The sequence below is a fragment of the Pseudomonas sichuanensis genome (genome assembly GCF_003231305.1).
GTDB lineage: Bacteria > Pseudomonadota > Gammaproteobacteria > Pseudomonadales > Pseudomonadaceae > Aquipseudomonas > Aquipseudomonas sichuanensis.
Genome location: NZ_QKVM01000009.1, coordinates 21,025 through 43,730, shown reverse-complemented (window position 1 = coordinate 43,730; position 22,706 = coordinate 21,025). Strand labels below are relative to the sequence as shown.

Here is a 22,706-nt window from a genome sequence, read left to right as displayed (position 1 = left end):
GGACGCGCCCTTCATGCCTGACAACCTGTTCACCGCCCTGCCCGCCCTCGACCCACAGGCCAGCGAGCAGTTCGACGACCTGCTGCAACGCCCGGGCCTGCGCATCGAGCGCATCGTCTCCAGCGGCCAGGCCAGCCCGCCGGGCTTCTGGTACGACCAGGACGAAGGCGAGTGGGTGGTGGTGCTCAGCGGCAGCGCCGGGTTGCGCCTTGAGCACGAGGGCGAAGCCCGTGTATTGCGTCCGGGCGACCACCTGGACATCCCGCCGCACTGCCGGCACCGGGTCGAATGGACCGAGGCCGGCGTGGCCACCGTGTGGCTGGCGGTGTTCTACCGCGGCTGAGCCAAGGCCACAGGTGCTGGCGCGGCCTGCAGCCGATAGAAGCGCCACGGCAGCAACACGGCGGCCACGGCCAGGCCGCTGGCGAAACCGACCCACACCCCCACCGCCCCCAAGGCGGTATGGAAGGCCAGCCAATAACTGAACGGCAGCGCCAGCAACCAGTAGCTGACCAGGGTCACCCCCACCGGCCAGCGGTAGTCCTGCAGCCCGCGCAAGGCCCCCAGCGCGGTGGACTGCAGGCCGTCGGCCACCTGCATCGCCGCCACCACCACGAACATCGGTACGGCGATGGCGACCACCTGCGGGTCGTCGCTCATGGACTCGGCGATGCGCCGGCCAAACAGCACCAGCAGCACGGTGGCCAGGAGCATCCATGCGGTAACGCTGACGAAGGTGGCGCTGCCGATGGCACGGATGCGAGCGGCCTCACCACGGCCCTGGGCCTGGCTGATGCGGATGCTGACTGCCGCCGCCATACCCAGCGGCAGCATGTACAGCAGCGCGCCGATCGAGTGCACCACCTGGTTGGCTGCCAGTGCAGCGTTGCCCAGCCAGCCGAGCATCCAGGCGGCGATCACCACCGCGCCGGCTTCGGCCAGGTAACCCATGCCCAGCGGCCAGCCCTCGCCGAGCAGCGTGCGCCAGCGCAACTTGTGCCCGCGCGGCAGCTGGCGATAGCGCGCCAGCGACGGTGCCAGGCACCAGTAAGCCAGGGCCAGCAGCAGCGCCAGCAACTCGGCGAGTACACCGGCAATCCCCGCCCCCACCAGCCCCAGCGCCGGCAGGCCGAAATGGCCATGGATCAGGCCGTAGCTCAGCGGGATGTTGAACAACACCGCGCTCATCACCAGCCATACCGCCACCCACGGGCGGCCGATGGCCTCCAGCACGTCCTTGAACACCACGATCAGGCAGTACGGGATCAGGAACACCGCCATGGTCTGCCAATAGGGTGTCAGCAAGGCCAGGTCCGGCAACGGCACGCCCAGCCACTGCAGCAGCGGCAAGGCTGCCAGCATCGCCAGGCAGCCCAGGGTACCGATCAGCAACCCGTAGCCAAGGCCTGCGCGCAGGGTGCGCGCCACCGCCGCCGGGTCATCGGCGCCGAAGGCATGGCCGACCCGCACGCTGATTGTGGCGAGCATGCCGTAGAGCCCCGCATGGAAAATCAGCCCCGCACTGCTGGTCAGTGCCACGCAGGCCAGCACCACGGTGCCGAGCGAGGCCAGCAGCACGGTGTCGGTCAGGCTGATCAGCTCGGCAGCGGACAGGCCCAGCACCAATGGCAGGGCCAGGCGCAGCAAGCCTGGCAGCTCGGCAAGCCAGGAAACGGCGCTGTGCTTTACAGAAGCAGTCACGGTGAATACCTCGAATTGACATACGTCGCGTATGCTAATGCCATTTATTGACATACGCAACGTATGCTAATTTGCACGGCATCGCTTTCAGTTGGAGCCAGCCATGCCCACCCCTCGCCGCAGCCGCGCCGCCATGAGCGCAGACACCACCGAACGGCTGATCGCCGTCGCCCGTCGCCAGTTCACCGAGAAAGGCTTCAGTGCCGTGGTCATGGACGACCTGTGCGCCGAAGCCGACCTGACCCGTGGTGCCCTGCATCACCATTTCGGTGGCAAGGCCGGGCTGTTCACCGCGGTGGTGCAGAGCTTGCTCGATGAGATCAACCAGGCGCTGGATGTGCGCTACGCCACCCATGAAGACCCCTTGGAGGCGTACATCGACACCTGCCTGCACTACTACGACCTGCTGCGCGACCCGGCCCTGCGGCGCATCCTGCTGCAGGATGCGCCGGGGGTGCTGGGCCTGCGCTTACGCGAGCTGGAAGAGGCCAGCTATATCGGACCCATGGCCCAGGGGCTGGTGGAGTTGCAGGAAGCTGGGCGGTTGCGGGCGTTTGACGCGGTGGCCATGGCGCATCTGATCAATGGGGCCATGGGGGATACCGGGATCTGGGTGGTGGCGCAGGATGATCCGCAGGCGGCGGCGGAGCGGGTCAAGGGGGCGCTGCGGTGTTTGCTGGAGGGGTTGCAGGGTTGCGGGGTGAGTTAAGGCTGCCAGGTGCATGGCGGGAGACTGGGTGAGGGCCGCCAGGTGCCTGCCGGTATTTTTGCAGCGCCTATGAGATCGAGCGCCGCCCGCGCGGCGCTTCGCGGGTAAACCCGCTCCCACAGTTTGTTTCGGGCCAATGAGTCCTGTGAAAGTACCGCTGCCCGCCTTGGCGCATGACTTGAGCCCTGTGAGGCGGCCTAGGCGCCCACGCTGAAATTGTGCCGAGCAAACAAGGCGGACCAGGTAATGGCACAGGAGAGACTGGCCCGAAACAGACTGTGGGAGCGGGTTTACCCGCGAAGCGCCGCGCGGGCGGCGCTCGATCTTGAGGGCGCTGCAAAAACACCGACGAACACCTGCAAGCCCTCACGCGATAACAGCCATGCCCATCAATACACAAAATCCCCTACGACCATCGTCGCACCACCACATTCCCCACCCCCCGAAAATCACGAACCCCAACCCCATTTTCCCCTCATGATCTAGTCTTTTAGCCACACATTCCCCCTTCCCCACCTGCGACAATCAGCCCCAGCAACAAATGTACTAACTTGTTAATTAGCTTGCTAAGGGCTTAAACTGCGCCGCATTCCACCTGCGAGATCCCTGGCATGAAAGACACCCCCCGCGCCACTGGCGCCCCCACAATCATCCTGGTCGGCTTGGGCGTGATCGTCGCCCTGCTCGGCCTGCTGCTGGCCGCCGGCGGCTTCAAGCTCGCCGGCCTCGGCGGCTCCTGGTACTTCCTGGTCGGTGGCCTGGCCATGGCCATCGCCGGCCTGCTCATCGCCCGCCGCAAACCCGCCGGCGCCTGGCTGTACGCCGTGTTCCTGCTCGGCACGCTGATCTGGGCCGTGGCCGACGCCGGCCTGGTGTTCTGGCCGCTGTTCTCGCGCCTGTTCATGTTCGGCGCGATCGGCATGCTGGTGGCACTGGTCTATCCAATGCTGGTGCGCGCCCACGGCGCCGGCAGCGGCCGCGGCGCCTATGGCATCGCCGGGGTGCTGGCCGTGGTGCTGGCGATTGCCGCCGGCAACATGTTCGTCGCCCACCCCAGCGTAGCCCCCACCGGCAAAGGCCCAGGCCTGACCCCGGTCGAAGCCGGCAAGGAACAGAAAGACTGGGCCCACTACGGCAACACCGAAGGCGGCAGCCGTTTTGCAGCCCTGGACCAGATCAACCGTGGCAACGTCGACAAACTGCAAGTGGCCTGGACCTACCACACCGGTGACGTGGCCATCAGCGATGGCAACGGCGCCGAAGACCAGCTCACCCCGCTGCAGGTTGGCAACAAGGTGTTCATCTGCACCCCGCACAACAACCTGATCGCACTCGACGCCGACACCGGCAAAGAGCTGTGGAAGAACGCCATCAACGCCCAGTCCAAGGTCTGGCAGCGTTGCCGTGGCATGGCCTACTTCGACGCCAGCGCGCCGATCGCCCAGCCGTCCCAGCCAGGCAGCTCGCCCATCACGGTCGCCAGCGTGCCCGCCGGCGCCAATTGCCAGCGTCGCCTGCTCACCAACACCATCGACGGCCGCCTGATCGCCGTGGACGCCGACACCGGCAAGTTCTGCCAGGGCTTCGGCAACAACGGCCAGGTCAACCTGATGACGGGCCTGGGCAATGTGCCCGACTCGTACTACCAGTTGTCTTCCGCCCCCTTGATGGCCGGTACCACCGTGGTGGTCGGCGGGCGTGTCGCCGACAACGTCCAGACCGACATGCCCGGCGGCGTGATCCGCGGCTTCGACGTGATCACCGGGGAAATGCGCTGGGCCTTCGACCCGGGCAACCCGCAGGACCGTAAAGCCCCTGAAGGCGACAGCACCTACGTGCGCAGCACCCCCAACAGCTGGGCACCGATGTCGTACGATCCGGCCATGAACACCCTGTTCCTGCCGATGGGCTCCTCGTCCACCGACATCTACGGTGTCGAGCGCAACCAGCTGGACCACACCTACGGCGCTTCGGTACTGGCCCTGGACGCCACCACCGGCGACCAGAAGTGGGTGTACCAGACCGTGCACAACGACCTCTGGGACTTCGACCTGCCGATGCAGCCGAGCCTGATCGATTTCACCAAGGACGACGGCCAGACCGTGCCTGCGGTAGTGATCGGCACCAAGGCCGGGCAGATCTACGTGCTCGACCGCGCCACCGGCAAGCCGCTGACCCAAGTCGATGAAGTAGCGGTCAAGCCGAGCAACATCCCCAACGAGCCCTACTCGCCCACCCAGCCTAAATCCGTAGGCATGCCGCAGATCGGCGCGCAGACCCTGACCGAATCGGACATGTGGGGCGCCACCCCGTTCGACCAGTTGCTGTGCCGCATCGACTTCAAGAAGATGCGCTACGACGGCCTGTACACCGCGCCAGGCACCGACCTGTCGCTGAGCTTCCCGGGTTCGCTCGGTGGCATGAACTGGGGCAGCCTCTCGACTGACCCGGTGCACGGTTTCATCTTCGTCAACGACATGCGCCTGGGCCTGTGGATCCAGATGATCCCTTCGCAGAACCAGGGCGCGGCAGCTGGCGGTGGCGAAGCGCTGAACACCGGCATGGGCGCCGTGCCGCTCAAGGGCACCCCCTATGCGGTGAACAAGAACCGCTTCCTCTCGGTAGCCGGCATCCCGTGCCAGGCGCCGCCGTTCGGCACCCTGACCGCCATCGACATGAAGACCCGGCAAATTGCCTGGCAAGTGCCGGTGGGCACCGTCGAGGACACCGGCCCCCTGGGTATCCGCATGCACCTGCCGATCAAGATCGGCCTGCCGACCCTGGGCGGTACCCTGTCGACCCAAGGTGGCCTGCTGTTCATTGCCGGCACCCAGGACTTCTACCTGCGCGCCTATGACAGCAGCAACGGCAACGAAGTCTGGAAAGCCCGCCTGCCAGTGGGCAGCCAGGGCGGCCCGATGACCTACGTTTCGCCCAAGACCGGCAAGCAGTACGTGGTGGTCACCGCTGGCGGCGCGCGCCAGTCGACCGACCGTGGCGACTACGTGATGGCGTACGCACTGCCATAAACCTCTGACAGACATCGCGGGGCAAGCCCGCTCCCACGCCAGCATCAAGGATTGGCGTGGGAGCGGGCTTGCCCCGCGATGGTTTCCACACGATTTCAGGATTACCCGCAATGCCCTGCGCTATTCGCATCACCCCTGCCCTGCTCCTGGCAGTCGCCAGCACCTCGGTCCTCGCCGACAGCGACCTGCTCACCCGCAACACCCTGACCGGCGACTGGGGCGGCCTGCGCCACCAGCTCGAAGAAGACGGCGTCAAGTTCACCGGCGACTACAGCGGCGAAACCGCCTACAACGCCCACGGCGGCCTGCACCGTTCGGCGCGCTACTCGCAGAACCTCAAGCTCGGCGTGCAATTCGACCTGTCGAAGCTGTACAGCCTGGACGGCAAAGTCCAGCTGACCATCAACGACCGCCGCGGCAACAGCGCCTCGGAAGACCTGGTGGGCAACCGCCTGCCGATCCAGGAAAACTACGGTGGCCTGTACACCCGCCTGACCGAACTGAGCTACGAGCGCAACTTCACCCCGGCGCTCAACGTCAAGCTTGGCTACATGGCCATGGGCAACGACCTGGGCGGCCTGGACAGCGGCATCCTGTGCAACTTCATGAACGCCGGTTTCTGCGGCCACCCGCTGAACATGTCCGGCGGCAGCGGCTGGACCAACTACCCCAACGCCCACCTGGGTGCGCGGGTCAAGTACGACCTCTCGCCGGCCTGGCAGCTGCGGGTGGCCGCGTTCAACGTCGACCCCGAGAGCAACGGCAATTCCAGCCGCGCCTGGCACCTGGGGCCCAAGCACACCACGGGCACGGTGGTGCCGGTGGAGCTGGTGTACAAGCTGCAGGGCGAGCTGCCGGGCGAGTACAAGCTGGGCTACTACTACGACAGCTCCGATGCGAAACGCATCGGCAGCAGCAAAGAGGTGTCAGGGCGCGGCGGCCATTACCTGCTGATCGACCAGGCGGTATGGAACGACCCTGCTTCGGCGGGCCGCAGCCTGCATGCCTTCGGCCAGTACTCGGCATCGAGCAAGGCGGCCTCGCCGTTCACCAAGTGGTATGGCACCGGCGTGGTGCTGTACAAGCCGTTCGAAGGCCGCCCGAAGGACACCGTGGCGCTGGGCTATGGCCGTGCGGTGCCGAACCCGCGCAGCCGGGACGTGCTGGAAGACGCCGCGTTCGATGCCGGGCAGGACTTCCCCAACCTGGACAGTGCCGAGCAGTTGATCGAGCTGAGCTATGGCTACCAGGCCACGCCTTGGCTCAACCTGCGCCCGGATGTGCAGTACATCATCGAGCCGGGGGCGTTTTCCGGGAAAGCTATCGACAACGCACTGGTGGTGGGCCTGCAGGTCAAGGCCACCTTCTGACTTCCAGGCCTCATTCGCGGGGCAAACCCGCTCCCACGGGTTGGACTGCTCCCAAAGGTTGGATTGGTGTCCAACTTCTTGGGGGCTGTCCAACCCGTGGGAGCGGGCTTGCCCCGCGATCTGTCCATCAAGCCGTACGCAGGTACTCCGCCAACCTGATCAGCATCGCATCACACCCGCGCAACTGCTCCACGCTGACGAACTCATCCGGCTTGTGCCCCTGGTCCATGCTCCCTGGCCCACACACCACGGTGGGGATACCGGCCTGGTCGAACAGCCCACCCTCGGTGCCGAACGCCACCGTGCCGAAGTCATCAGACCCACTGAGCAGTGCCACCAGCCGAGCCGCCTCACTGTCGGCCGGCGTCGCCAACCCCGGATACGCGCTCAACGGTTTCAGGCGTATCTCACTGCCGGCACTCACCGCCCGCATGCGCGGCAGCAGCTCGGCCTCGGCATAGGTCTGCAAACGGTCAGCCACCGCCTGTGCCTCGAACCCCGGCAAGGCCCGCACCTCGAAATCGAACTCGCACTCCTCGGGCACGATGTTCAACGCCCGCCCGCCCTTGATCACCCCGGTCTGCACCGTGGAGAACGGCGGATCGAAGCGTTGGTCATGCTGCTCGGGCCGCGCCAGCTCGTCACCGATCTCACCCAGCTTGCCGATCAGCCGCGCGGCATACTCGATCGCATTGACCCCATAGGGCGCATACGCCGAATGGCAGGCCGCGCCATGCACCTGGCAACGCATGGCCAGCTTGCCCTTGTGGCCAAGCACCGGCTTGAGCTCGGTGGGCTCGCCTATCAGGCACAGCCTTGGTTTGTGTGGCCGCTGCTGCAGTGCCTCGAGCATCGAGCGCACGCCCAGGCAACCGACTTCCTCGTCGTAGGAGAACGCCAGGTGCACCGGCAGCTTCAAGGGTTGCGCCAGGAACGCCGGCACCGCCGCCAGCACCGAGGCGATATAACCCTTCATGTCGGCGGTGCCGCGACCATACAGCCGGCCTTCACGCTCGGTCAGCGCAAAGGGCTCGACGGTCCACGCCTGGCCGTCCACCGGCACCACGTCGGTGTGCCCGGACAACACCACGCCGCCGCGATCGGTCGGGCCTATGGTGGCGAACAAGTTAGCCTTGGTGCCCTCTTCATTGAGGAACAGCTCGCTGTCGACCCCAAGCCCGGCCAGGTAGTCACGGATGAAGCCGATCAGTTCCAGGTTCGAATCACGGCTGACGGTGGCAAACCCCACCAGCCGCGCCAGCAACGCCTGGCTGGACAGCTCATTCATCGCCCGGCACTCCGTAGCTCGGCGCAACGGTGGGGTTGAGCGCACGGGTCACGTAGTCCTGCATCTGCGGGCGATAGGCCTGCCACAGCTGGTCCAGCTCGCCGATCGGATCCTGTTCGGCCCAGTCCACGCGCAGGTCAACCAGTGGCCAGGTCAGCTCGCCGGCAATCTTCATCGCCGCCGAATGCACCGGCCCCGCCTCACCGCCGGCGGCCATGGCCGCATGCATCGCTGCCAACAGGCGATCGGCCAGGTGGCCGCCGGCCTGTTCGAAGGCGGCGACCATCGCCTCGATCACCGCCTGCGACGACAACAGGTTGCCCGCCGCCGCGCATTGCTCGCCGGCCACCGCGTTGTGCACGCCCAGGGCCTCCTTGCCGGTGAACAGCGCCACCTGGCCATGGCTGTCGATCACCGTGACCTGGCGGTATTCGCTCCAGCCGTTGGCGCTGAGCACCTGGTCCAGCACGGCGGCAGGCGGCAGCTGGCCCTGTTCGAGGGCATCGAGGATCTGCGGGCCGAGCGCCGGCAAGGTGATGTTCTGGGTCGCCACTGCGCCCACACCGGCACGCACCCAGGGGCAGCGAGCGCCCACGGCAATGCTCGACGAACTGATGGCGATGCCGACCTGGCCGGTGTCCTGGCAGCGGCCGATGATGGAAAAGGTCATGGGTGCAGCTCCTGTCTGGGTTTGCCTGCATTCTCGGCAAGCCCTGGCAGGTGCGAAACGAGCATTTTCATGGGTATTGCACAGGAAAAAACTAAGGGCCTGTGGGAGCGGGTTCACCCGCGAACACGGGCGCAGCCCGTGCCATACAACGCGCCGGCTGCTTCGCGGGTAAACCCGCTCCCACAGGCCTGCTAACCCGACACCCCCTTCGCCAATTTATCGGCAAGCCCCAGCTAAATACTATTTTCGCGATTTACCAGCCATCCCTAGTCTGGCCCCAGGCAACGGCGGTCCTCCCAACCGACCTCAACAACAACCGCCTGAACAAGGGCTCGGACATGACACTGAACAATTACCAAATCGACACCCTCGTGGTCGGCGCCGGCCAGGCCGGCGTGGCCATGAGCGAACACCTGAGCAAGCTCGGCGTGCCGCACCTGGTACTGGAGCGCAACCGCATCGCCGAAGCCTGGCGCACCGGCCGCTGGGACTCGCTGGTGGCCAACGGGCCAGTCTGGCACGACCGCTTCCCGGGCCTGGAATTCGACCTGGACGCCGACGCCTTCGCCGGCAAGGACCAGGTCGCCGACTACTTCGAGCAGTACGTACGCAAATACAACCTGCCGGTGCGCACCGGCGTGGAAGTGAAGAAAGTGGCGCGCAACGCCGACCGCCCGGGCTTCACCATCGAAACCAACCAGGGCGTGATCCACGCCAACCGCGTGGTGGCCGCCACCGGCCCGTTCCAGAAGCCGGTCATTCCGGCCATCGCGCCAAAGGATGAAAGCCTGCACCAGATCCACTCGGCCGCCTACTTCAACCCCGAGCAACTGCCCGCAGGCGCGGTGCTGGTGGTCGGCGCCGGCTCCTCCGGCGTGCAGATCGCCGAAGAGCTGATGCGTGCCGGGCGCCAGGTGTACCTGTCGGTCGGCGCCCACGACCGCCCACCGCGCAGCTACCGCAACCGCGACTTCTGCTGGTGGCTGGGCGTGCTCGGTGAGTGGGACGCGGAAATCGCCAAGCCCGGCCGCGAACACGTGACCATCGCCGTGTCGGGCGCCCGAGGCGGCCACACCGTGGACTTCCGCGCCCTCGCCCACCAGGGCATGACCCTGGTCGGCCTGACCCAGTCGTTCGAAGGCGGCGTGGCGCGGTTCCAGGACAACCTGGCCGACAACATCCAGCGCGGCGACGAAAACTACCTGGCCCTGCTGGATGCCGCCGACGCCTACATCGAGCGCAATGGCCTCGACCTGCCGCCGGAACCCGACGCACGCAAGCGCCTGCCCGACCCGGACTGCGTCAGCAACCCGCTGCGCGAACTCGACCTGGCCAAGGCCAATGTCACCAGCATCATCTGGGCCACCGGTTACGGCGTGGACTTCAGCTGGCTGCAGGTCGACGCCTTCGATGCCAACGGCAAGCCACAGCACCAGCGCGGCGTGTCCAAAGAGCCGGGCGTGTACTTCCTCGGCCTGCCCTGGCTGTCGCGCCGTGGCTCGTCGTTCATCTGGGGCGTATGGCACGACGCCAAGCACGTCGCCGGCCATATCGCCACCCAACGCACCTACCTGGCCTACCGCGACCGCGATCAACGCAACGCGGATGAGCAGAACACCTCGATCAGCAACGTCAGCACCCTCGGAGCCAACTGATGCCAACTCATACCCGTATTCGCATGTTCAACACCAAGGCCACCTACCCCAACCAGGCCCTGGACAATGACCTGTGCCAGGCAGTCCGCGCCGGCAACACCATTTATGTACGCGGCCAGGTCGGTACCGACTTCGAAGGCCGTCTGGTGGGCCTGGGTGACCCACAGGCCCAGGCCGAGCAGGCGATGAAGAACGTCAAGCAACTGCTTGAGGAGGCAGGCTCGGACCTGTCGCACATCGTCAAGACCACCACCTACATCACCGACCCACGCTTCCGCGAGCCGGTGTACAAGGAAGTTGGCAAGTGGCTCAAGGGCGTGTTCCCGATTTCCACCGGGCTGGTGGTGGCGGGCCTGGCCCAGGCTGAATGGCTGATGGAAATCGATGTGATCGCGGTGGTGCCGGATCAGCAGTAAATCTTTGAAGCGCAATCGCGGGGCAAGCCCGCTCCCACGCTGAGACTGGCGTGGGAGCGGGCTTGCCCCGCGATGCTTTTTAGAACTTGGCCAACTCTTCCCGACAGAAATCCACGAACAGCTGCGCCGGCTTGGTCAACTGCACCCGTTTCAGGTGCGCCGCGGCCAGCCCCGACAGCGTCACCGGCTCGGCAATATCCAGCATCACCAGGCGCTGCCCGTCATAGGTGAACTCCGTATGCGGCCGGGTCACCAGCAGCGAAAATCCGAAGCCCTGCCCCACCATCCCGCGCACCATCTCGATCGACGGCGAACTGAAGACGATGTTCGGCGTGAGCCCCAGTTCGTTGAACAGGCTGACGAAGTAGGTACGGCTGGGCGCCACGTCGAGCAGGATCATCGGCTCCGGGCACAGGTCGCGCAGCGACACCTGGGCCTGGCCGGCAAAGCGGTGCTTCTCCGGCAACAGCACGTAGGGCTTCTGCGGCGGCATCAGCGGCTCGGCTTCGATGGTGCCGTCCAGGTCATGGTCGTAGAGGAACGCCAGGTCGAAGGTACCGGCGGTCAGGCCCTGGATCAGCTCCTGCTGCTCACCGTCGCGCAGGCGGATATCCACCCCGGGGTAACGTGCGCGAAAACCGGCGATCAGCCGTGGCAGGTACAGCGGCGCCACGGTCTCGAAACAGCCGATGTCGATATGCCCGGCCACCGTGTCGTTGTCGGCCAGGGCGTTCTGTTCGAACTCGTGGGCCATCTGCAGCAGGGCGCGGGTCTTGGCGTAGAAACGCTTGCCGCTGGGGGTCAGTGACACACCCTGGGCGTGATGACGAATGAACAGCTGCACGCCAAAACTTTCTTCCAGGCTCTTGATCGCCGTGGAGATCGACGGTTGGGCGATGTACAGCTGACGCGAGGCCTCGGCAACGCTGCCGGCCTCTACGGTGGTGACGAAGTACTTGAGTTGACGCAAGGTGTATGAAGCCATGGGTACCTCTATGGCGCCGTGGTCGGCACGCCGGGATTTTTCCCACAAGCTTACTCTGTGTGGCGGTGTCTCGGACGGCTGCGGCAGGCAAGGATTAACCTAGGGGTTGAGCATATTATTTGTTGCGCAGGACTGGCCCTCTCTACGATTTTCGAGCACCTCCCGACGGCCTCGGAACACCCCAAGACCGCCGAGTGGCTGCTAAAGGCCGCCACCGTTACAGGTCGGTGCCTTCAGTCGAAGTCAAACGCAGGCTGGCAGTGGCCCGCCGGGGTGCGCAAGGTTCCTTTCGGGCAAGCCATTCGAGGGACGCCGATGCTCGCCAAGCGAATGCTCACGGCATCGGCATCGGCAGCGTTGCGCGGGGCAAACGGCGAAATGGCCTCACGCTCGGCCACATCCCGCTGTGTGGGCTCCTGACCATAGGCAACCTGGAGCACACTTGCAGCGGCCAACAGCGCGAATGTTGCGATCTTTCTCATTCTGACTCCTTGAATGGACTTCGCTGGCGGGTCGTGCCAGCGTCAAAGACTCTAGACCTGAACCTTGCCACTGCATTCAGGTGATGGCCGATTAACCCCCGGAAATCCTTTCCTGTTTTGTAGATGTGCCCTCGCAAGCCCAAGGTCGCAGCGCATTCAAGCGCTTGCGCCAAGCATCCCTCGCTCGACGATGAAATCGATCACCGCCTGCAAACCCTCACCTTTCTTCAGGTTGCTGAAGGTCCAGGGCCGCTCGGGGCGCATGCGATTGGTATCGCGCTCCATCACCTCCAACGAGGCACCGACGTAGGGCGCCAGGTCTGTCTTGTTGATCACCAGGAAGTCCGACTTGGTGATGCCTGGCCCCCCCTTGCGCGGGATCTTCTCGCCTTCGGCGACGTCGATCACGTAGATGGTCAGGTCGGCAAGCTCCGGGCTGAAGGTGGCGCTGAGATTGTCGCCGCCGCTCTCGACAAAGATCACTTCAAGGTTGCCGAACTTGCGCGCCAGCCCTTCCACGGCCGCGAGGTTCATCGAGGCGTCCTCGCGGATCGCAGTATGCGGGCAGCCACCGGTTTCCACGCCGACAATGCGCTCGGGCTCCAACGCGCCGGCCTCGGTGAGGATGCGCTGGTCTTCCTTGGTGTAGATATCGTTGGTCACCACGGCAATCTGGTAGTGATCGCGCATGGCCTTGCACAGGCATTCGAGCAGCGCGGTCTTGCCGGAACCGACCGGTCCGCCGACACCGACACGCAGGGGTTGCTGGTAGTTTTCCATCTAGGCAGTCCTCAGGAACGGAACAAACGGGTGTATTGGGTTTCGTGGCGTGACGAAGCGATGGCCAGCAGCGGCAGGCCACCGCCGAGCTGGTCGTCGTCCAGCGCCAGGGCTTGATCGAGTACTGCGGGCAATTCCTCGCCCAGATCGCGCAGCAGGCTCTGCGCCGCTTGCTGGCCGAACGGCACCAGCTTGACCCCGGCCATCACCGCCCCTTCCAGCCAGGCAAAGCCAAGGCCGAGGGCGAGCTGGCGCAGCGGGATCGACCAGTGCGCGCCCAGCCAGGCCATGCCGCCAAGCTGGCTGAGTTCAAGGCTGGGTCGCCAGGCCGACGCCTGGCCCAGTTGCCAGCCATCGAGCAGGCGCGCCAGTGCGCTGCCGCGCTGCTGCTCTTCAAGGCGCAACTCGGCGGTTTCGCGGTTGGCCAGCAGAACGCGACTCCAGTGCGCGAAGGCTTGGGCGTCGCCCACCTGGCAGGCACGGTACAGGCGCGCCAACAGCGGCCAGTCGAGGTAGCCGAGGGTGTCGTGCAGCTGTTCACGCTGCCAGGCTGCAAAGCTGGCGGTATCCCGTACCCAGCCGGCTTCGACCGCCCACTCCAGGCCCTGCGAGTAGGTAAAGCCGCCCACCGGCAGGCCGGGGCTGGCCAGCTGCAGCAGGCGCAGCAGCGCCAGGTCGCTGTTCATCAGCCGGCCAGTACCAGCGCGGCACCGGCCAGCAGGCCGCCGCCGAAGGCTTTCTGCAGGCCGGCATGGCGGCGCAGCAGGCAACCGACGGCAAAGCCTGCGGCCAGCAGCAAGCCGCTGACGGTGACGAAGCCGGCGCTGAACTGCCAGAAAGCGCTGGGCGTGGCCTCGACGCCATGGGCCCAGCCATGGAACAGGGCGAACACCGGCATGATCAGCGACAGCAGCAACTGGCGGCTGGGCAGCAGCATGGCCGCGGCGGCCACCAGCAGGGAGCCGAGGATCATCGGCTCCATGCCGACCACATCACCGAACAGATGGCCGCACACCGCGCCGCCGAACATGGCCGCCAAGGTGGCCAGCGGCAGGGCCAGGGTGCGCCCGGTCAGCGCGGCGAGCACGCCGGTGCCGAGCAGCATCAGCAAATGATCGAGGCCGGTCAGCGGGTGCAGCAGGCCATCCTGCAACGGGTTGGCGTCGTGGCCTGGGTGGGCGAAGGCCGGCACGGCCACCATCAGCAGCATCAGGGCGAAAGTCTTTTTCATGGTCAGCTCCAGGAGGTGTTCAGGAATGGGCTTGCAGGCGCACGAAGGGATGGTCGTGAGCATGGCTATGGCTGTGGCTATGCGCTGCGCTCTGGTAGGCGCCGGCCTCGGGCTCGAACGGCGCCTGTTCGGCAGCCACCGTCAGCCCCAGGCCACGCAGCATGTCGTCGAGCACATGGTCGTGCTGGTAACGCAGCAAGCCCGGCTCGATCTGCAACGGCACATGGCGGTTGCCCAGGTGGTAGGCGGCGCGCGCCAGCAGGTGCGGGTCGCAGCAACGCACCGTCGATACCGCTTCGGGCGCGGCGAGCACACGAATCACCTGGCCGCCTTCGGCATCGGCGAGCAGCTCGCCACCGCGCAGCAGGTGGCCGCGTTCGAGCATCAAGCCGGCATCACGGCCGTCGTCGAGGCTCACGCGCAGGCGGCTCTTGATCCGGCTGTCGACAGTCAGGGTGACGCTGCCGGTCACCGTTTCGGCGTCGGCGACCCTGCGGGTAAGTACGATCATGTTCACTCCTTTCAAACAAACCATGTGCTTGTGGCCGGCCCCTGTAGGAGCGAGCTTGTCCCGCGAACCAGGCAACTCGGTAGATGGCACCGGCTGTGCCGGTGTTCGCGGGGCAAGCCCGCTCCTACAAGGACCTCACCACCCAGATGCGCCTTCAAAACAGGAAATAACGCTGGGCCAGCGGCAGTTCGCTGGCCGGCTCGCACACCAGCAGCTCGCCGTCGGCACGTACCTGGTAGGTCTGCGAGTCGACCTCGATCACTGGCTGCAGGGTGTTGTGCACCATGTCTGCCTTGCGCACCTGTCGGCAGCCGCGGGCCACGCCGATCAGGCTGTGCAGCTTCAGTTCCTCGGGCAGGCCACGGTCGATGGCGGCCTGGGACAGGAAGGTCATGCGCGTGGCATGCCGCGCCGCGCCCAGGGCACCGAACATCGGACGGTAGTGCACCGGTTGCGGCGTGGGGATCGAGCCGTTGATATCGCCCATGGGCGCGGTGACGATCATGCCGCCCTTGATCACCAGCGCCGGCTTGACCGCGAAGAAGGCCGGCGCCCACAGCACCAGGTCGGCCAGCTTGCCCACCTCCACCGAACCGACCTCGTGGCCGATGCCATGGGTCAGCGCCGGGTTGATGGTGTACTTGGCGATGTAGCGCTTGACCCGGAAGTTGTCGCTGTAGCTGCTGTCCGGCGCCAGCGGGCCGCGGCGCAGCTTCATCTGGTGCGCCACCTGCCAGGTGCGCAGCACCACCTCGCCGACCCGGCCCATGGCCTGGGAGTCGGACGAGGTCATGGCGAAGGCGCCCATGTCGTGGAGGATGTCCTCGGCGGCGATGGTTTCGCGGCGGATGCGCGACTCGGCGAAGGCCACGTCCTCGGCGATGCTCGGGTCCAGGTGGTGGCAGACCATCAGCATGTCCAGGTGCTCATCGACCGTGTTGACGGTGTACGGCAGGGTCGGGTTGGTCGACGACGGCAGCACGTTGGCCTGCCCCGCCGCGCGGATGATGTCCGGGGCGTGGCCACCGCCGGCACCTTCGGTGTGGAAGGTGTGGATGGTACGGTCGCCTATGGCGGCCAGGGTGTCTTCAATGCAACCGGACTCGTTCAAGGTGTCGGTGTGGATCGCCACCTGGATGTCCATTGCTTCGGCCACGCCCAGGCAGCAGTCGATCGCCGCAGGGGTCGAACCCCAGTCCTCGTGCAGCTTGAGGCCCACCGCACCGGCGGCGATCTGCTCGCGCAATGCCTCGGGGCGCGAGGCGTTGCCCTTGCCCAGCAGGCCGATATTGATCGGCAGGCTGTCGGCGGCCTGGAGCATGCGCGCCAGGTACCAGGGCCCGGGGGTGCAGGTGGTGGCGTTGGTGCCGGTGGCCGGCCCGGTGCCGCCACCGATGAAGGTGGTGACGCCGCTGGTCAGCGCTTCTTCCACCTGCTGCGGGCAGATGAAATGAATGTGCGAGTCGATGCCACCGGCGGTGACAATCTTGCCTTCGGCGGCGATCACCTCGGTGCCCGGCCCGACCGCCACGGTCACGCCGGGCTGCACGTCGGGGTTGCCGGCCTTGCCGATCGCCGCGATGCGCCCGTGCTTGACGCCGATATCGGCCTTGACGATGCCCCAGTGGTCGATGATCAGCGCATTGGTCAGCACCAGGTCCATGGCCTCGGCCGCCAGCATCTGGCCCTGGCCCATGCCGTCGCGGATCACCTTGCCGCCGCCGAACTTGACCTCTTCGCCATAGACCGTGAAGTCTTTCTCCACCTCCACCCACAGCGCGGTGTCGGCCAGGCGCACGCGGTCGCCGACGGTGGGGCCGAACATGTCGGCGTAGGCCCGACGGGAAATACGGCTCATGCCTTGCTCTCCAGCGCGCCCATCACCTTGCCCTGGAAGCCATGCACTTCACGCTTGCCGGCGTAGGCCACCAACTGCACGGTGCGCGCCTGGCCCGGCTCGAAACGCACGGCGGTGCCGGCCGGAATGTCCAGGCGAAAGCCCAAGGCCGGCTCGCGCTCGAACACCAGGCAATCGTTGACTTCATAGAAGTGGTAGTGCGAGCCGACTTGCACCGGCCGGTCGCCGTGGTTGGCCACACTGACGCTGACCGTGGCGCGGCCGACGTTGAGTTCGATGTCGCCGGCGGCGACCTGGATTTCTCCGGGGATCATGGGCAGCACCTCAGACGATAGGGTCATGCACGGTCACCAGCTTGGTGCCGTCGGGGAATGTGGCTTCGACCTGGACGTCGTGGAGCATCTCCGGCACGCCGTCCATCACCTGTTCACGCACCAGCACTTCACGGCCCAGGCTCATCAGCTCGGCCACCGTGCGGCCATCGCGGGCGCCTTCGAGCACCGCCGCGCTGATCAGCGCCACGGCCTCCGGGTAGTTGAGCTTCAGGCCACGGGCCAGGCGCCGTTCGGCCAGCAAGGCGGCGGTGAACAGCAGCAGTTTGTCTTTCTCTCTTGGGGTCAGCTCCATGGAGGCTCTCTTCAGGTGGCCCAGATGCGCGGCGGGCACGGCGCCAGGCCGAGCACGGCCGGGCGCAGCAAGTGCCAGAGGCGCTGCAGGTGGTGTTGCAGGTGTTGGTTGTCGTGGTCGAGCAGGCGAATCACCAGCAGTGGCCCGAGCAGGGTCGCGCCGGCCGGCGTTGGCAGTTCATCCAGCAGTGCGCGCACCTGCTCCAGCACCTGTGCGTCCGCAGGCGCTGCACAGAAGGTGGCGAGCAGCGGGTGGCCGCCGAGCTTGTCCAGGCGCCCGCCGTCGATGCGCAGGCGCTCGTGCAGGCCGGGGTCGTCGGGCAGTTCGATGCACAGGCGGCTGTCGAGGGCGCCCTGCTCGAACCGTTCGTTCATCACCGGGCGGCCCAGGCACAGGGTTTCCCAGGCCAGCAGGCGGGCACCGGGCGCCAGGGTGAAACGGCTGTCGAGGCTGGCGCGGGCACCGTTGAAGAAGATGCTGTCCTGGGGCAGCCACTCCAGGGTGCTGCCGGCCGCCAGGTGGAAGCGCTGCGCCAGCCGCGCGGTCGGGCCGATGCTACGGTAGAACTTGCTGGCGCCGGGCATGGTCAGCAGCGCATGGCTGCCCGCTTCAAGGTGAATGTCCAGCTCCAGGCGGTCACCGGCGACGATGCCGCCGGGCGGGTGCAGCACATAAACGTGACAGGGGCCGCCCTCGGGGTAGAACGGCCGCTGCACCAAAAGAGGTCCGACATGGCGGCGCGCACCAAGCCGGGTCACGCCCTCGCGCTGGACGAAGCGCAGCTGCAGGTGCGCGCTCCAGCCCGCCTGCTCGTCGTGTGCCGTGTGCGGCTCCGGCAAGGACATCCCAAACCCCCGTCATCCGTGGCCTGGGCCGCTCTGGCATGGCGTCTTGAACACCATGCCAGCGCGGCTGCCTGACCAATCGATCAAAATTGATGAACGGGATGTTGCAGGTTGCAGGCCAAGTAATCAGATGAATCTGAATGAATTTTCCTACGATGTATTCAATCGACGCTGCCACGGGCCTCGCACTGCGCAAATGCGGGGCAAAAGCGCGCCCTCAAGCGGTGCCGACGGCGTTACACTGACGCCCCAGGAAAACGCACAGCACAGGAGTTGCGATGCAATTCGCCGCCGCCATCCCCATCCTGCGGATCTTCTCGGTCGACAAGGCCCGGGAGTTCTACATTGATTTCCTCGGATTCACCCTCGACTGGGAGCACCGCTTCGCCGCCGACCTGCCCCTGTACATGCAGGTCCACCGCGACGGGCTGATCCTGCACCTGTCCGAACACCACGGCGATGCCACCCCGGGGTCGGCGATTTTCGCCCGGGTCGAAGACCTCAAGGCCCTGGAGCGGGAGCTGCTGGCCAAGCAGTACGGCTACTCCCGCCCGCACGCCGAGAAGGTCGACTGGGGCCTGGAAATGCAGATCGCCGACCCGTTCGGCAACCGCCTGCGCTTCTGCCAGCAGATCGACGACGCCTGATGGCCAGCAATAAACGCGCACTGGCGCGCCTGGAGCGGGAAATGGTCGCCTGCCTCACCGAGGCTTGCGCCACTGCCCAGGCCGAGATCGTCGGCTTTGCCTGGCTCACCCATCAGGTCGACCTCGATGACTTCCCCGCCAGCCTGCGCATCACCTGGGTGTTCACTGACGACACGGCCAAGGCCGATGCCCTGGCCGGTGCGGCCAAGGCGCGGATACTGGCGCTGACCACCCAGGCACTGGCCGAGGCTGGTGTGCAGTTGGACCATGTGGGCTGGCATTTGCGCTATGACAGTGAAGAGGCCTGCTGGCGCGATCATGGTGGGGACTGGAATCGGCGGTTGCGCTGATTTTGCGCGTTTTTTGTGTCGCGAAAGGACTGCGCAGCCCGAGCGCCCATCTTGGGATCGTATGTGGGCCATCAGGTGCATGGCGACAGCTCTGCAGCGCTCTCAAGATCGAGCGCCGCCCGCGCGGCGCATCGCGGGGCAAGCCCGCTCCCACATTTGTTTCGGGCCAGTCTTTCCTGTGCCATCACCTGGTCTGCCTTGTTGGTACGACGCGGTTTCAGCGTGGGCGTTGCCGCCGCCCCACCTGACTCAAGGCATGCACCAAGGCAGGCGCCGGTACTTTCACAGGAATAATTGGCCCGAAACAAATGTGGGAGCGGGCTTGCCCCGCGATGCGCCGCGCGGGCGGCGCTCGATCTCATAGGCGCTGCAAAAACACCGACGATCACCTTGTGGCCTTCACTCAATCTCCCGACAGGCACCTGGTGACCCAACTCGAACCCTGAATCAACCAACAACCCAGCCACCACCCAGCCACACCCCCAGCCAATTCGTGACTGGCCGTTTCCGATCCGCGCCGGATGTATTAAGGTGGCGTGGTGCGCATATAACAGCAGCCCGCCGTGTTCGGGCTTTGAGCTATGAGGGTGTCATGAGCAACGCAAGCATTAACTGGGACAAGCTGGGCTTCGACTACATCAAGACCGACAAGCGTTACCTGTCCGTATGGCGTAACGGCGAGTGGGACAAAGGCACCCTGACCGACGACAACGTGCTGCACATCAGTGAAGGCTCCACCGCCCTGCACTATGGCCAGCAGTGCTTCGAGGGCCTGAAGGCCTACCGTTGCAAGGACGGCTCGATCAACCTGTTCCGCCCCGACCAGAATGCCGCGCGCATGCAGCGCAGCTGCGCCCGCCTGCTGATGCCGCACGTGCCCACCGACGTGTTCATCGAGGCCTGCAAGCAAGTGGTCAAGGCCAACGAGCACTTCGTTCCGCCGCACGGCAAGGGTGCCCTGTACCTGCGCCCGTTCGTGATCGGCACCGGTGACAACATCGGCGTGCGCACCGCGCCCGAGTTCATCTTCTCGATCTTCGCCATCCCGGTAGGTTCGTACTTCAAGGGCGGCATGAAGCCGCACAACTTCCAGATTTCCAGCTTCGACCGCGCCGCCCCCCAAGGCACTGGCGCGGCCAAGGTCGGTGGCAACTATGCCGCCAGCCTGCAGCCGGGTGCCGAAGCGAAGAAAGCCAACTTCGCCGACGCCATCTACTTGGACCCGCTGACCCACACCAAGATCGAAGAGGTCGGCTCGGCCAACTTCTTCGGCATCACCGCCAACAACGAGTTCGTCACCCCGAAATCGGCCTCGGTACTGCCAGGTATCACCCGCCTGTCGCTGATGGAACTGGCGCAATCGCGCCTGGGCCTGACCGTGATCGAAGGCGATGTCGAGATCAACAAGCTCGACCGCTTCATCGAAGCCGGCGCCTGCGGCACTGCCGCGGTGATCACGCCGATCGGCGGCATCGAGTACAACGGCAAGCTGCACGTGTTCCACGACCTGGAAAAGGTCGGCCCGGTCACCCAGAAGCTCTACAACGAGCTGACCGGCATTCAGAGCGGTGACGTCGAGGCACCGGCTGGCTGGATCGTCAAGGTCGCCTGATCCGGCGCGTTGACATGAACGGGGCAGGCCAGCGATGGCCTGCCCCGTTTTCGTTTATGTGTACATCCGGCAACACTCTGTAGGCATTTCCTGCACTAAGCAGTGAACCTGCCTACAAAAAAGCGGTCTTTGGCTGACGGTCAATTCACTCGACCGGATCGCCGGCCCAGTCATCGGGCCTTCATTTGCCCCGCTTCAGCGAAGACCACCATGCCAGACAAGCAGCCCGCCAACACCGCCCTCCCCGCCCTGCGCGGCAGCCTGATCGCCGCCCTGATCGCCCTCGCCGCCCCGGCCCATGCCGAAGAGCCGGCCAGCGATGCACGCTGGGTCAGCGACAGCCTGAGTACCTACGTGCGCAGTGGCCCCACCGATGGCCACCGGATCGTCGGCTCACTGAAGTCGGGGCAGAAAGTCAGCCTGGTGACCAGCCAGGGCAACTACAGCCAGGTGCGCGGCCAGAGCGGCGACCTGGTGTGGATCCTCAGCAGTGACCTGCAGGCGCTGCCGGGCCAGAGCGAGCGCCTGCCGCAGCTCGACCAGCAGGTGGCCGACCTGTCCGGCCAGTTGAAGACCATCGACGACAGCTGGAAGAACCGCGTGCAAGGCATGCAGGAGACCCTGGACTCGCGCAAGGCGCTGATCGACGAATTGGAAACCCGCAACAAGGCGCTCAACGAGCAGCTCGCCGAGGCCCAGTCGAACCTGCGCGACACCCAGGCCCGGCTGGGGGATGAAAACAAGCAGGTGATGATGCGCTACATGGTCTACGGCGGCAGCATTGCCGGTGCCGGGTTGCTGCTGGGGTTGATCCTGCCGGCGCTGACCCGGGGGCGAAAGCGTAACGACCGATGGTTCTGAGACGATCTTCTTGACGCCCCATCGCGGGGCAAGCCCGCTCCCACGCATTTGCATGCACCCAGGAAACGGGGCCTCAACCCACGTGGGAGCGGGCTTGCCCCGCGATGAGGGTCGATCATGTCACGCCGAACGGTTGGTCACCCCAAACGGCACGTGCACCGACGGCACCACCGTACTGGTGCTTTTCAAATGCCCGGACTGATCATCGAAGAAGATGTGCGGCTTGAGCACCTGCAGCACCCGGCGTTTCTCGATGCCACCGAGGAAGAATGCATCGTTGGCCATCACCCCCCAGCTCTTCAGGGTGTTCAATGCACGTTCGTGGGATGGCGCGTTGCGCGCGGTGACGATCGACACCCGCAAGCGGTTCTCGTAGCCGGGGTGGTCAAGTTTGAACTGCTCCTCCGCTGCCTGTATCCGCGCGATGCGCACGAAGAACTCCTTCAGCGGGCCGGGGTTGTGCGGCTGGGCCTTGTTCAGCACTTCGTGGGCATGGAAGCTGCCCAGCCCGCCGGACTGCATCACCGCCTCCGACTCGTCCCCGGCCAGCACGCCATCGAAGTCGAAGGCGATGCGCAGGTTGTCGTCGCTTTCGTCGTCATCGAACTGCGAGTCGAGCACCTGCCCGGCCGGGTAGCCGGCCTGGATGGCCGCGTCCACATGCTGCTTGTCGGCGGACAGGAACAGCGCGATGTTCAGTGCCGGAATGTATTCATAAGGCGAGCGGCCCTGGGTGAAGATCGCCCGGGTCATGTTCAGCCCGTAATGATCGATGGTCTTCATCACCCGCAAACCGGTATCGGGGTCGTTCTGCGACAGCAGCACCACCTCCACCAACGGGTCTTCCGGGTCTTCGCGCAGGTCATTGAGCGCCAGCAGGCGCTTGATGAACGGGTAGGCGATGCCCTTGCCCAGCGGCACGTCCAGGTGCTGCTCCTGGTACTTGCGGTACTGCGCTTCGCCTTCGCGGCGGAACACCGCATCGGCTTCGCTGAGGTCGAACACCGCGCTTGACGCGACGCCGATCACCAGGCGGTCGTCCAGTTCGAAGGGCATGCTGGGTTCCTTGTCTTGTAGGG

Annotated in this window: 24 protein-coding genes; 10 read left to right on the top strand and 14 right to left on the bottom strand. The window is 65.7% G+C overall.

The features are described 5' to 3' along the window. Positions 1-13: 13 nt before the first annotated feature. Entirely contained in the window at positions 14-343 is a 330-nt protein-coding gene (locus tag DM373_RS06865) for a cupin domain-containing protein (RefSeq protein ID WP_110992814.1), read from the top strand. On the opposite strand, the gene DM373_RS06860 is transcribed toward DM373_RS06865, so the two are convergent. After that, positions 331-1,701: an MATE family efflux transporter gene (locus tag DM373_RS06860; protein WP_157966815.1), complete on the bottom strand. Its 1,371-nt coding sequence runs from the start codon at positions 1,699-1,701 to the stop codon at positions 331-333. The two genes, DM373_RS06865 and DM373_RS06860, sit on opposite strands and share 13 nt — an antisense overlap. 103 nt (positions 1,702-1,804) lie before the next feature. Here DM373_RS06860 and DM373_RS06855 point away from each other — a divergent pair, with 103 nt between their 5' ends. The 3 genes from DM373_RS06855 (at position 1,805) to DM373_RS06845 (ending at position 6,809) form a co-directional block, all read left to right on the top strand. Then, complete coding sequence (locus DM373_RS06855) at positions 1,805-2,410, top strand: TetR/AcrR family transcriptional regulator (RefSeq protein ID WP_110992812.1); 606 nt, start codon at positions 1,805-1,807, stop codon at positions 2,408-2,410. 611 nt (positions 2,411-3,021) lie between these two features. Beyond that, entirely contained in the window at positions 3,022-5,439 is a 2,418-nt protein-coding gene (locus tag DM373_RS06850; RefSeq protein ID WP_110992811.1) for a glucose/quinate/shikimate family membrane-bound PQQ-dependent dehydrogenase, read from the top strand. Between the two features lie 110 nt (positions 5,440-5,549). Next, positions 5,550-6,809, top strand: a complete 1,260-nt coding sequence (locus tag DM373_RS06845; protein ID WP_110992810.1) for a carbohydrate porin — start codon at positions 5,550-5,552, stop codon at positions 6,807-6,809. Positions 6,810-6,936: 127 nt separating this feature from the next. Here the strand turns inward: DM373_RS06845 and argE are convergent, their stop codons facing one another. Then, a complete protein-coding gene (gene argE, locus DM373_RS06840) occupies positions 6,937-8,097 on the bottom strand; it encodes an acetylornithine deacetylase (RefSeq protein WP_110992809.1) in 1,161 nt (386 codons plus the stop codon). Further along, positions 8,090-8,767, bottom strand: coding sequence for a DUF1028 domain-containing protein (locus DM373_RS06835; RefSeq protein ID WP_110992808.1), 678 nt, complete (start codon positions 8,765-8,767; stop codon positions 8,090-8,092). Before DM373_RS06835 ends, argE begins: the two co-directional genes overlap by 8 nt. 338 nt (positions 8,768-9,105) lie before the next feature. On the opposite strand from DM373_RS06835, the gene DM373_RS06830 reads away from it, so the two are divergent. Then, a complete protein-coding gene (locus DM373_RS06830) occupies positions 9,106-10,422 on the top strand; it encodes a flavin-containing monooxygenase (protein ID WP_110992807.1) in 1,317 nt (438 codons plus the stop codon). Further along, the gene (locus tag DM373_RS06825) at positions 10,422-10,838 is read left to right on the top strand and encodes a RidA family protein (RefSeq protein WP_110992806.1); all 417 of its coding nucleotides are present in this window, start codon (positions 10,422-10,424) and stop codon (positions 10,836-10,838) included. Before DM373_RS06830 ends, DM373_RS06825 begins: the two co-directional genes overlap by 1 nt. A gap of 79 nt (positions 10,839-10,917) precedes the next feature. On the opposite strand, the gene DM373_RS06820 is transcribed toward DM373_RS06825, so the two are convergent. From DM373_RS06820 to DM373_RS06775, 10 genes are all read right to left on the bottom strand, one after another. Beyond that, positions 10,918-11,823: a LysR family transcriptional regulator gene (locus DM373_RS06820; protein WP_110992805.1), complete on the bottom strand. Its 906-nt coding sequence runs from the start codon at positions 11,821-11,823 to the stop codon at positions 10,918-10,920. Between the two features lie 233 nt (positions 11,824-12,056). Continuing rightward, positions 12,057-12,305 carry a hypothetical protein gene (locus DM373_RS06815; protein ID WP_110992804.1) on the bottom strand — a complete coding sequence of 83 codons (249 nt, stop codon included), beginning with the start codon at positions 12,303-12,305 and terminating at the stop codon, positions 12,057-12,059. A gap of 156 nt (positions 12,306-12,461) precedes the next feature. After that, positions 12,462-13,085 carry an urease accessory protein UreG gene (gene ureG, locus DM373_RS06810; protein WP_110992803.1) on the bottom strand — a complete coding sequence of 208 codons (624 nt, stop codon included), beginning with the start codon at positions 13,083-13,085 and terminating at the stop codon, positions 12,462-12,464. An 11-nt stretch (positions 13,086-13,096) separates the two neighbouring features. Next, entirely contained in the window at positions 13,097-13,771 is a 675-nt protein-coding gene (locus DM373_RS06805; RefSeq protein ID WP_110992802.1) for an urease accessory protein UreF, read from the bottom strand. Then, on the bottom strand, positions 13,771-14,316 hold the full coding sequence (locus DM373_RS06800; protein WP_110992801.1) for a HupE/UreJ family protein: 546 nt from the start codon (positions 14,314-14,316) through the stop codon (positions 13,771-13,773). The genes DM373_RS06805 and DM373_RS06800 overlap by 1 nt, the downstream gene beginning before the upstream one ends. A gap of 19 nt (positions 14,317-14,335) precedes the next feature. Then, positions 14,336-14,827 (bottom strand): urease accessory protein UreE, encoded by a 492-nt coding sequence (gene ureE / locus DM373_RS06795; RefSeq protein WP_110992800.1) that lies wholly within the window; start codon positions 14,825-14,827, stop codon positions 14,336-14,338. 154 nt (positions 14,828-14,981) lie between these two features. Next, positions 14,982-16,685, bottom strand: a complete 1,704-nt coding sequence (gene ureC, locus DM373_RS06790) for an urease subunit alpha (protein WP_110992799.1) — start codon at positions 16,683-16,685, stop codon at positions 14,982-14,984. Continuing rightward, positions 16,682-16,999, bottom strand: a complete 318-nt coding sequence (locus DM373_RS06785; RefSeq protein ID WP_110992798.1) for an urease subunit beta — start codon at positions 16,997-16,999, stop codon at positions 16,682-16,684. The genes ureC and DM373_RS06785 overlap by 4 nt, the downstream gene beginning before the upstream one ends. Positions 17,000-17,009: 10 nt before the next feature. Continuing rightward, complete coding sequence (locus DM373_RS06780; RefSeq protein ID WP_110992797.1) at positions 17,010-17,312, bottom strand: urease subunit gamma; 303 nt, start codon at positions 17,310-17,312, stop codon at positions 17,010-17,012. A gap of 11 nt (positions 17,313-17,323) precedes the next feature. Beyond that, positions 17,324-18,157 carry an urease accessory protein UreD gene (locus tag DM373_RS06775; protein ID WP_110992796.1) on the bottom strand — a complete coding sequence of 278 codons (834 nt, stop codon included), beginning with the start codon at positions 18,155-18,157 and terminating at the stop codon, positions 17,324-17,326. 278 nt (positions 18,158-18,435) lie between these two features. Between DM373_RS06775 and DM373_RS06770 the strand changes: the two genes are divergently transcribed. The 4 genes from DM373_RS06770 to DM373_RS06755 all read left to right on the top strand — a co-directional run bounded on the left by DM373_RS06770 (position 18,436) and on the right by DM373_RS06755 (position 21,627). Further along, positions 18,436-18,804, top strand: coding sequence for a glyoxalase superfamily protein (locus DM373_RS06770; protein WP_110992795.1), 369 nt, complete (start codon positions 18,436-18,438; stop codon positions 18,802-18,804). After that, positions 18,801-19,154: a hypothetical protein gene (locus tag DM373_RS06765; RefSeq protein ID WP_110992794.1), complete on the top strand. Its 354-nt coding sequence runs from the start codon at positions 18,801-18,803 to the stop codon at positions 19,152-19,154. The genes DM373_RS06770 and DM373_RS06765 overlap by 4 nt, the downstream gene beginning before the upstream one ends. Positions 19,155-19,746: 592 nt before the next feature. Beyond that, positions 19,747-20,766: a branched-chain amino acid aminotransferase gene (locus DM373_RS06760; protein WP_110992793.1), complete on the top strand. Its 1,020-nt coding sequence runs from the start codon at positions 19,747-19,749 to the stop codon at positions 20,764-20,766. A gap of 210 nt (positions 20,767-20,976) precedes the next feature. Then, positions 20,977-21,627 (top strand): TIGR04211 family SH3 domain-containing protein, encoded by a 651-nt coding sequence (locus DM373_RS06755; RefSeq protein ID WP_110992792.1) that lies wholly within the window; start codon positions 20,977-20,979, stop codon positions 21,625-21,627. 120 nt (positions 21,628-21,747) lie between these two features. Here the strand turns inward: DM373_RS06755 and DM373_RS06750 are convergent, their stop codons facing one another. Continuing rightward, complete coding sequence (locus tag DM373_RS06750; protein WP_110992791.1) at positions 21,748-22,683, bottom strand: 5'-nucleotidase; 936 nt, start codon at positions 22,681-22,683, stop codon at positions 21,748-21,750. Between the last annotated feature and the right edge of the window lie 23 nt (positions 22,684-22,706).